Source organism: Massilia sp. CMS3.1, from assembly GCF_051262535.1.
In the GTDB taxonomy this organism is placed as follows: domain Bacteria; phylum Pseudomonadota; class Gammaproteobacteria; order Burkholderiales; family Burkholderiaceae_D; genus Telluria.
The window spans coordinates 22,622-32,826 of sequence record NZ_JBIMES010000015.1; the positions used below are offsets into that span (position 1 = coordinate 22,622).

A 10,205-nucleotide genomic window follows, 5' to 3' on the forward strand; every position below is an offset into this window, starting at 1 on the left:
TGACTTATTTACTCCTCCATCACTCTGCTACCACGATGTCGAACGTATTGAAGACGCCCTACGAATTGGGCAACCAGAACCAGACCACCACCCTGGGCGACTGCATCGCCTGGTACGAGGCGCTCGCCCGTGCGTATCCGAACGTGCTGCGCTTCGGCGTGGTCGGCAAGTCGGACGCGGGTGTGCCGATTCATGCGGGCGTGGTGAGCAGCGATGGCGTGTTCGAGCGCGACGCGATCAAGGCATCGGGCCGACCGGTCTTCTTCAACAACAACGGGATCCACCCGGGCGAGCCGGAAGGCGTCGACGGCTGCATGGCGCTGGTGCGCGACTTCTGCACCCAGCCGGAGCGCCTGGCGGCACTGGGCAAAACGGTGTTCCTGTTCGTCCCGCTGTACAACGTCGACGGCAGCCTGAATCGCGCGAATACGTCCCGTGTCAACCAGGACGGCCCGGAGCAGTTCGGCTTTCGCGGCAACAGCCGCCACCTCGACCTGAACCGCGACTTCGTCAAGTGCGACACCCTGACGGCGCAGGTGTTCAATAAACTGTTCACCACGTGGGACCCGGACGTGATGGTCGACACCCATACCTCGAACGGCGCCGACTATACGTACACGATGACGCTGATTCATACCCAGGCCGACAAGCTGGGTGGCGAACTGGGTGCCTTCCTGACCGGCAGCATGCTGCCGGCGCTCTACGCCGATATGGAAGCGCGCGGCTGGCCGACCTGCCCGTATGTGAATCCGGTGCAGGACAGCCCGGACCACGGCATCGCCGAATTCCTGGAGACGGCGCGCTTCTCGACCGGCTACGCGGCGCTGCACCACACGATCGGCTTCATGCCCGAGACGCATATGCTCAAACCCTTCAAGGAGCGCTATGAGTCGATGCGCGCCCTGGTCGAGTCGGCGCTCGCGTTCACGGTGAAGCATGGGGCGCAGATCCAGCAGTTGCGGCGCGCCGCCAGGGATGCCGGCCGCACGCGCGCCGAGTGGCCGATCCACTGGGTAATGGACGACCAGAACACCGCGACCTTCCGCTTTAAAGGCTATGAGGCCAAATACAAGCCGAGCGTGCTGGGCGACTACACGCGCCTGTACTACGACCGCTCGAGTCCGTGGGAGCGCGACATCAGCTACTACAACCGTTTCAATGCCGACGTGACGGTAGCCGCGCCGAAAGCCTACATCATCCCGCAAGCCTGGGTTGAGGCGATCGAACGCCTGGAACTGAATGGCGTGCAGCTCGAACGCGTCGATGCAGACCGCGTGCAGGACGTGGCCTTCTACCATGTCGTGTCCGTGTCCTCGCGTCCGAACGCCTACGAGGGCCACATGTTCCACGACGAGCTCCAGCTGGACCGGCGCCGTGCCAGCGTTCACCTGCGCGCTGGCGACGTCATCGTCTCCCTGGATCAGGACAAGGCGCGCTACATCGTCGAAACCCTCGAGCCGCTCGCGCACGACAGCTTCTTCCGCTGGGGCTTCTTCAACAGCGTGCTGGAAAAGAAGGAAGCGTATTCGGATTACGTGTTCGAGGACGAAGCCGAACAGTTGCTGCTCCAGGAGCCGGCATTGGCCGCGAACTTCGCCGAATGGAAAGCCGCCAATCCCACGCTGCTGACGAACCAGGAAGCCGTCCTCGACTTCATCTTCGCCCACTGCGACAAATACCGCGAACCTGAATGGCGCCGCTATCCAGTCTTCATGGTCGAGTAAAAGCAGGGGCAATGCACCTACCTACCGGATACCTTACGTATCCCGTAGGGCGGGGCACTCGTGCCCACGCGGATCAAACACACCAATACCGGAGCAGGCAACAGCCCCACCCACGCATGCATCCCTTACCGCGCTGCCCCGTCTGCGACATAACAACAGAAAGCAAAAACATGAAACCCCACCTCCGCGCCGTCATTGCCGCCGCCTGCCTCACGTGGGCCAGCACCGCCAATGCCGCGCCGCCCGCTGGCCAAACCTACTTCGAACAAAACTGCGCCAGCTGCCACACAGTCGACCCCGGCCTGTCTTCGCGCGCCGGCCCCGGCCTGTTCAACGTCCTCGGCCGCAAAGCCGCCGGCGTCCCCAACTTCAACTACACCGACGCGCTGAGTAAAGCCGGCGCCTCGGGCAAAACCTGGACCCGCGAAGAACTCGACGTCTTCCTGCGCGACCCAAACAAGGATGTCCCCGGTACCGCGATGCCGATCGGCGTCGCCGACGCAAAGGCGCGCGCCGCCGTGATCGACTACCTGGCCACCCAAAGCGGCAAGGCCGCTGCGCCCGCCGCTGCCGCAGCCGGCGAAAAAACCGCCACCGACGACAGCGCCGCCTGGACCGTCGACAAACCCGGCGACCTGCACCACATCAAAGCGACCGACCTGGTCGCCCCCTTCGCCAGCGAAAGCGCCGGCAACGGCCCCAAGCTGGCAGCTCGTCCCGACGGCGCCATGCCGGCCGTCCCAAAGGGCTTCAAGGTCAGCATCTTTGCCGACAAGCTCGGCAAACCGCGCATGCCGCTGCGCGCACCGAACGGCGACATCTTCCTGTCGGAAGCGGCGAAAGGCCAGATCACGGTCCTGCGTTCGAACGGCGGCGACAAGGTCGACACGACGGGCGTCTTTGCCAGCGGCCTGTCGCGCCCTTACGGCATGGCCTTCTGGCCGGCGGGCGCGAATCCGCAATACCTGTACGTCGCCAATGTCAATTCGGTAGTGCGCTTCCCGTACAGCGCGGGGGCTTTACAAGCGAAGGGCGAGCCGGAAGTCGTGATCGACAAGATCAGCGACACCAGCGGCGGCCATGTCACGCGCACGATCGCCTTCTCGAAGGACGGCAAGACGATGCTGCTGTCGGTGGGATCGGCCACCAACGTCGCCACAAAAATCGGCGCGACGCCACCGCAACCGCTGGCGCAGTGGGAAGCGAAATATGGCGTAGGCGCCGCCTGGGGCGAAGAGACCGAGCGCGCGGCCGTGCTGGCCTTCGACGTGGATGGCCGCAACCGCCGTCCCTTCGCCAACGGCCTGCGCAACTGCGTCGGCATGATCGTGCACCCGACCACGGGCGACTTGTTCTGCAGCGTGAACGAGCGCGACGAACTGGGCGACAACCTGCCGCCCGACTACATCACGCGCGTCAAGAAGGACGGCTTCTACGGCTGGCCGTGGTACTACATCGGCGCCAATGAGGAGCCGCGGTTGAAAGGCATCCGTCCCGACCTCAAAAACAAGGTGATCGTGCCCGACACGCTGATCCAGTCGCACTCGGCGCCGCTCGGCATGATCGTGTACCAGGCGCCGAAGGGCGCGAAGTTCGCCTTCCCGAAAGAGTACGAGGGCGACATCTTCCTGGCCCTGCACGGCTCCTGGAACCGGGGCATGCGCACCGGCTACAAGGTGGTGCGCGTGATGATGAAGAAGGGCGTGCCGACTGGGCAGTACCAGGACTTCATGACCGGCATGGTGCTGAGCGACCGCGATGTGTGGGGGCGTCCGGCGGCGGTGGAAGTGGCGGCCGATGGGGCGCTGCTGGTGGTTGACGATGGCGGTGGTGTGGTGTGGCGGATTACGCCGGAGAAGTGAGTAACAGGGAGGGCCTGGCACCCTCCCTTGGCAGCGCTGTATTCGGCGCGCCGAACGCGCGCACTGCCGTTGGTGACGACTTTACTTCGGCATCAATACGCTATCGACGACGTTGATGACGCCGTTCGACTGATAGACGTCATAGGTGCTGATGTTCGCCGTTTGCCCTTTTTCGTCCATGACGGCGATATTGTGCATGCCGTTCATCATGAACTTCAATTTGCCACCGTTCACCGTGGCGAGTTCCGCGGTGCCCTTTTGCTTCTTGATCGCGGCGCTCAGTGCCTTGAAGTCATATTTGCCGGCGACGACATGATAGGTCAGGATGTTGGTCAGCGCCGTCTTGCTTTCCGGTTTCACCAGCGTCTCGACTGTCCCGGCAGGCAATTTGCCGAAGGCGGCGTTGGTCGGCGCGAACACGGTGAATGGCCCTTTACCCTTCAGGGTGTCGACCAGGCCTGCTGCTTTGACTGCTGCGACCAGTGTCGTGTGATCCGCCGAATTCACCGCATTGTCGACGATATCCTTACTGGCGAGCATGCTCTGGCCACCAACCGTGACATCAGCGTGGGCAAAGGTGCTGGTGGCGAAAATAGCGGCGATGATCAATGTGGATTTTAATGTGCGCATGGCGGTTCCTTTTAGTATTGGCTAGGTTGTCTTACCTATCCATATACGTTCCGCCACTCCAAATGGATTCAGATTCTTTAGCCATGCGCATTTTTACTACGCTGCAAGACCAGGCTGGGGTCAGGTCTGACATTCGGACACGACCTCAGCCACATACGCATATCGCGGTCCGCAACCCGAAGACGCATGGTCATAACGCCGACCTGATGAGACGCTCTCACGAACCCGGCGATATTCAATTTATGCAGGAAGCGTAGTGCTTGACAAGCCAATTTAACAATGCGATGTTGCATTTGCTGTTGAGTATCAACAGCGGTATTTGCTGAATGCCGCACTCCCAAAAAGCGCGGGTAATGCTTTCTTGACCGGGCCTGCTATAAACACGTTCGGCCATTCAATTGCGATTGATTTTTCATGGAGACTGTATGAGCAAGATGAACAAGAAATTGGCAACGCTGTTGTTTGCAATCGGTTTGGGTGTTTCGGCGAGCTCTGCAATGGCCGTCGGTTCCTGCCAGTGGAACTGCAAGTTGGCATACGACGCCTGCATGAAGAGCGGTGAAGATGCACTGCAATGCGACATGGACCGGCTCGACTGCTACAGTCGTTGCGGCATCTGAGCAGCTGACAATTGTCCGGCACTGTCCGGCCAGGTTGCGCACGCCGCCCACATTGGGCGGTTTTTCATAGTCCGATGGTCGCCCACCAAAGGCTGGGGTCTCTGATTATTTGCGGCTCGCAATCCAGCGATCCACCTTTTTCTCCAGCAGCGCCAAGGGCAGCGTTCCTTCGCCGAGAACGACGTCATGGAAGGCCGGCAAATTGAACTTCGACCCCAGCGCAGCTTCGGCGCGGCGGCGCAGTTCCATGATCTTCAAGGAACCGATCTTGTAGCCCAGCGCCTGGCCTGGCCAGATCATGTAGCGCTCGATCTGCGCACGCGAATCGGCCTCGCTGTAGCCGAGCGTATCGCTGAAATAGCTGATCGACTGCTCGCGCGTCCAGCCCTTGGTGTGGATGCCGGTGTCGACGACTAAACGCGCGGCGCGCAGCATTTCGTCGTTCAAGTGGCCGAAATAATCTTCCGGCTTGTCGAACAGCCCCATGTCCTTGCCCAGCGTCTCGGCGTACAGCGCCCAGCCTTCGGTAAACGCGTTGTTGCCGCCGAATTTGCGGAAGTTCGGCAAGCCCAGTTCCTGTACCAGCGCGATATGGAAGTGGTGGCCCGGCTGGCCCTCGTGCAAATACAAGGTGACCATGCCGGTGCTGCCGTACTGGGTCGGATCGTTCACGACCGACCAGAACACGCCGGGACGGGTGCCGTCGACTGCCGGCGGGGTGTAGTGGTCCGAGGCCGTGGCGCGGCTCAGTTCAGGCTCGAGGCGCAAATCCAGCGGTGATTTCGGCATCAGGTTGAACATCGACGGCAGCTTGGTGCGCAGCTGCGCATCGAGTTTGCGGTAGACGTCGATGACTTCCTGTTCCGTCTTGAACGGCTTGAATTTCGCTTGCTGCGAGACCCAGGCCGGAAGACCCGCTGCCGGACCCGTATAACCCATCTTCGGGCCGATGCGGCCGTACTCTCCCTGGATGCGCGCCACTTCCTTCAGGCCGATCTCGTGGATCGCTTCCGGCTTCAAATCGGTCGTGGTCTGGCTGGCGACACGTACCTGGTACCAGGCGGCGCCGTTCGGCAGCGCGTTCCAGCCGGTGCTGGTGCGCGTGGCCGGCAGGTAGTCCTTCTCGATGAAGGTCGCCAGGCGGGCCAGGGCCGGATTGAGTTTAGTGCCGATCGCCTCGTCATACAATTTGGTGAGCGCGCGCTTGTCGGCATCCGAAAAACCGGCCGGGAAGTTTTTGACGGGCGTGTAGTAGATACTCGCCTCAGGACTGGCCGCGACGAGCTGCTTGAACTGGGGCAGGGCCGACATCATCACAGGACGCGGATGCACGACGCCGCGCTTGATCCCTTCGCGCATGTTGGCAATCGCCTGGTCGACCCACGGCCCCAGCTGGGCCAGGCGGCTCGCGTAGGCGCGGTAATCCTGCAAGGTGGTGAGTGGCTGGGCGCCCTGGCCGCTGGCGTAGTTCGCCAGCGTGACCGGCATGCTGTCCATCTGGTTCAGTGGCAGCAGGTGTTCGGGGAAGGGCTCGAAGCGCAGCGCCATGCCCAGCTCGTAGTCGAGGATGTCGTAGCTGGTCTGGTCGCGGGCATTCAACTGGTCGCGCTTGAGCGCATGCAGGCGCTTCTGGAAAGCTTTGTAACGCGCAAACTGTTTGGCCCGTTCCTTTGGTGCGATCGTCATGCCGATCTGGTCGATGAAGCGGTTGTCGCCGCTCTCGCTGGCCGAGATAGGGTCAAAGCGCGCCAGCGCGTCGTAGTACTCGTCGGCGATGGCATTGAGTTTTTTACCGGCTTGCGGACTGGCGACGACTTGTTTCGTGACAGGCGCTGCGGCCTGTTCGGCAGCAAACGCCGGTGTGCAGGCGATGAGGGCGGCGGCAGCGAGTGCGCCAGGCTTGAAGTTGCGAATCATGATGGAGACCTTAGTAGCTTGCCAGTGGCGCCAGGGCGCCGTTCTTGAATGTGTAGACGGTGACGGCGGTCTTTTTGAGATTGCCCTTGTCGTCGTAGCCGTAGGTGCCGACCACGCCCTGGTGGCTCAGAAGGCGCAGCTGCTGCGCTACTTTTGCCGGATCGAGGCTGTTCGCCGCCTTCATCGCCTGCGCGACGAACATCGTCTGGTCATAGAACGACGGCGCGTAGACGTCCGGTTCGCGCTTGAAGCGCTCCTTGTATTTCACGAGGAAGGCGGGACCAGCCGGCTGCTTCGCGATGATCGCGCCGGCCTGGGCGCAGCGAACGTTCTCGCCCACGGCCGCGCCGCCGAGTTTCGCCATCTCCGGGCTGCACAGCGTGTCGCCGCCCAGCAGCGGCACGTTCAGGCCGAGCGCCTTCATCTGGCGCACCATGGGGGCCGCTTGCGGCGCATAGCCGCCGAAGAAGATGGCGTCGACCTTTTTCGCGCGCAGCGCGGTGAGGATGGCGGCGAAGTCGCTCGCCTTGTCGTTGGTGAATTCGTGGCCGGCGACCTTCAGGCCGGCGGTTTGTGCCTGGCGCTTGAACTCGGTCGCAATCCCCGTGCCGAAGGCGGTGCGGTCGTCGATGACGCCGACGTTTTTCAGTTTCAGGTCACGTGCTGCGTAATTGGCCATCGCGCCGCCGACCTGCGAATCGCTGGCGACGATGCGAAACACGCCCTTGTAGCCGCTCTGCGTGATCTTCGGGTTGGTGCCGACCGTCGACATCAGCGCGCCGGCATCGTTGTAGACGCGCGAGGCGGGAATCGCGACGCCAGAGTTGTAGGGACCGAGCACGAACTTGACGCCGCCGTCGACCAGCTTTTGCGCCACCGTCACGCCCTGCTTCGGGTCGCCCGCGTCGTCTTCGGATTGCAATTCGAAGCGCAGCAGTTTGCCGGCCACCTTGATTTTCTGGGTGTTGAGTTCCTCGATCGCGAGGCGCACGCCGTTTTCGTTGTCCTTGCCGGCAAAGGCGTTGGCGCCCGAGAGGGGACCGGTCACGCCGATTTTGACGCTTTGTTCCTGCGCCAGCGCGGCGAAGGGCGCGCACAGCAGCGCGGCCAGCGCCAGCGGCGCGATGGTGAATTTCGATGGCATCAGCCTGTCTCCGTTTATCTATGACGAACGGGCGCCATCATGCCATGAATCAGCGCGCCAGTGCAGTCGGGTCAGGCAGGCAAGCCGTGCGCAATCAGCTCGAGCGGCAGGGCAGTCGTGCACTTGATCTGCTCCATCGAAAAGGCCGAGGAGACACCGCTCAGTTGCGCGGTCTTGATCAGCTTTTTGTAGAAGCGGTCGTAGCCCGCGATGTCGGTCGTGGCGACCTTCAGCAGGTAGTCGATGTCGCCGCTCATGCGGTGAAATTCCAGCACTTCGGGCAGGGCGACGACGGCGGCGGCAAAGCGCTCCAGCCATTTTTCGTCGTGCTCGGCGGTGCGCACGCTCACGAACACAGTGACCGGCAAGCCGACCTTCTGGCGGTTGACGATGGTGACGCGGCTTTCGATATAGCCCTCTTCCTCGAGGCGCTTGACGCGCTTCCAGCAGGGGGTGCTGGAGAGGCCGACCTTGTCCGAGAGGCCCGAGATCGACAGCGTCGCATCGGCCTGGAGTGCGGCAAGGATTGCACAATCAAACTTGTCCAGTGAATTCATTTTAGTTTTTCTTAACTAATAGAACAAACATGCTTAAAAATCTGCTTTTAGTAGCTTATTTAGAACGTGCTTTTCACTACATCTTCGTAACATATTGCTTAACAATAACACGATCTTCCGACCCCTTTACAATTTTTGCAATTTTTATGAATACCGAAATCTACCTCGATGCGAACGCGACCTCACCGGTACTGCCGGCGGCAAACGAGGCTGCGCAGTCGGCCATGGCCGACTGCTTCGGCAACCCGAGCAGCAGCCATGCGGCCGGCCTGCGCGCCCGTGCGCTGCTGGAAGCTACGCGCAGCCGCGCCCGCCGGGTGCTGGGCGCGCCGACCGGACGCCTGACGTTCACCAGCGGCGCCACCGAAGGCATCGGGACGGCGGTCCTGTCGGCGCTGTGCGCCGTGCGGGAACGGCGCGCGGCCGGGCTGCCTTGCGGCGACCTGCTGCTGTATGGCGCGACCGAACACAAGGCGGTGCCGGAAAGCCTGGCGCACTGGAACGCGCTGCTCGGCACTGGCCTCACCCTGCAGGCCTTGCCGGTCGACCGCAATGGGCGCCATCGGCTCGATGAACTGCGCACGCTCGCGCCGCGCACCGCCTTCCTGTGCACGATGGCAGCGAACAACGAGAGCGGCGTCGTCTCCGATCTGGACGGTATCGCAGCCGTGCTGGCAGACGCCGGAAGCGACGCGCTGTGGATGGTCGACTGCGTGCAGGCGCTCGGCAAGCTGCCCCTGGCCTTGACCAGCACCCGCATCGATTACGCGCCGTTCTCCGGCCACAAGCTGTATGCGCCCAAAGGCATCGGGATGCTGTATGTGCGTGAAGGCGCCCCGTACACGCCGCTGATGTGCGGCGGCGGCCAGGAAGGGGGCCAGCGCTCGGGCACCGAGAACATGGCCGGCATCGCCGCCCTCGGCGCGGTGCTGCGCCTGCTGGAAGAAGGGCGCACCTTCCGCACCCATACGCAATTGTCGGCCATGCGCGAGCGGCTGGCGGCAAGCCTGCGCGCGGCATTCCCCGGCATCGAATTCAACGCGCCTTTCGAGTACGCGCTGCCGACCACGCTCAACTTCACGCTGCCGGGCAGATCGGGCAAGGCGCTGCTCGACCTGTTCGACGCCGCCTGCGTGCGCGTCAGCGCGGGTTCCGCCTGTGCGGCGGCGCAGGCGGCGCCGAGCCATGTGCTGCTGGCGATGGGACTGCCGCAGGCACGTTGCGCGAACGCGGTGCGCATGTCCTTCGGGCCGCTGGTCGACGATGCGTTCATCGACGAGGCCTGTATCCGCATCGCGCGCTGCGCCCAGGCCTTGCTGGCGCCACCGCCCGCAGCGTGTCCGGTGACGGGATCGGGCGCCGTATCTGCAAGGCCGGCGCCAGCTCCCGCGGCAGGCGAGCCTGTTCCATGCGACCTGGATGCGAAGGGACTCGCACGTTTCCTCGACACGCATCCGGATGCGCTCCTGATCGACGTGCGCGAAGCCTGCGAGCACGCGCTCGGTACACCCAGCTTGCACGGACGCGCCGCCTACAGCCTGCCCCTGTCGCGCCTGCCGGAGCACGCCGCCTGGCTGTGCAGGGAAACGCGCCCGCTGGTCTTCTTCTGCCGCAGCGGCAAGCGCAGCGCCCAGGCGGCGCGCTTCGCCCAGGAACTCGGTCACGACACGGTAGGTCACCTGGCCGGCGGCCTGGCGCTGCTGACGTTCTGATTCGAGCGCGATCCGGAACGCGCCCCCAGCCCGTTTGCA

General features: G+C 63.0%; 8 protein-coding genes. 4 read left to right on the forward strand and 4 right to left on the reverse strand.

The features are described 5' to 3' along the window. The first annotated feature begins 35 nt into the window (after positions 1-35). Positions 36-1,724 (forward strand): M14 family zinc carboxypeptidase, encoded by a 1,689-nt coding sequence (locus tag ACHAC9_RS20290; RefSeq protein ID WP_435762745.1) that lies wholly within the window; start codon positions 36-38, stop codon positions 1,722-1,724. A 170-nt stretch (positions 1,725-1,894) separates the two neighbouring features. Then, positions 1,895-3,586 carry a PQQ-dependent sugar dehydrogenase gene (locus ACHAC9_RS20295; RefSeq protein WP_435762747.1) on the forward strand — a complete coding sequence of 564 codons (1,692 nt, stop codon included), beginning with the start codon at positions 1,895-1,897 and terminating at the stop codon, positions 3,584-3,586. An 81-nt stretch (positions 3,587-3,667) separates the two neighbouring features. Here ACHAC9_RS20295 and ACHAC9_RS20300 read toward each other — a convergent pair whose 3' ends face one another. Further along, the gene (locus tag ACHAC9_RS20300) at positions 3,668-4,216 is read right to left on the reverse strand and encodes a fasciclin domain-containing protein (RefSeq protein ID WP_435762749.1); all 549 of its coding nucleotides are present in this window, start codon (positions 4,214-4,216) and stop codon (positions 3,668-3,670) included. A gap of 425 nt (positions 4,217-4,641) precedes the next feature. Here ACHAC9_RS20300 and ACHAC9_RS20305 point away from each other — a divergent pair, with 425 nt between their 5' ends. Continuing rightward, a complete protein-coding gene (locus tag ACHAC9_RS20305; protein ID WP_435762751.1) occupies positions 4,642-4,836 on the forward strand; it encodes a hypothetical protein in 195 nt (64 codons plus the stop codon). A 105-nt stretch (positions 4,837-4,941) separates the two neighbouring features. Here ACHAC9_RS20305 and ACHAC9_RS20310 read toward each other — a convergent pair whose 3' ends face one another. From ACHAC9_RS20310 to ACHAC9_RS20320, 3 genes are all read right to left on the reverse strand, one after another. After that, the gene (locus ACHAC9_RS20310; protein WP_435762753.1) at positions 4,942-6,753 is read right to left on the reverse strand and encodes a DUF885 domain-containing protein; all 1,812 of its coding nucleotides are present in this window, start codon (positions 6,751-6,753) and stop codon (positions 4,942-4,944) included. A 10-nt stretch (positions 6,754-6,763) separates the two neighbouring features. Continuing rightward, positions 6,764-7,897, reverse strand: coding sequence for a branched-chain amino acid ABC transporter substrate-binding protein (locus tag ACHAC9_RS20315; protein ID WP_435762755.1), 1,134 nt, complete (start codon positions 7,895-7,897; stop codon positions 6,764-6,766). 71 nt (positions 7,898-7,968) lie between these two features. Continuing rightward, positions 7,969-8,454, reverse strand: coding sequence for an Lrp/AsnC family transcriptional regulator (locus ACHAC9_RS20320; protein WP_435762758.1), 486 nt, complete (start codon positions 8,452-8,454; stop codon positions 7,969-7,971). 146 nt (positions 8,455-8,600) lie between these two features. Between ACHAC9_RS20320 and ACHAC9_RS20325 the strand changes: the two genes are divergently transcribed. After that, entirely contained in the window at positions 8,601-10,166 is a 1,566-nt protein-coding gene (locus ACHAC9_RS20325) for an aminotransferase class V-fold PLP-dependent enzyme (protein ID WP_435762760.1), read from the forward strand. Positions 10,167-10,205 lie beyond the last annotated feature (39 nt).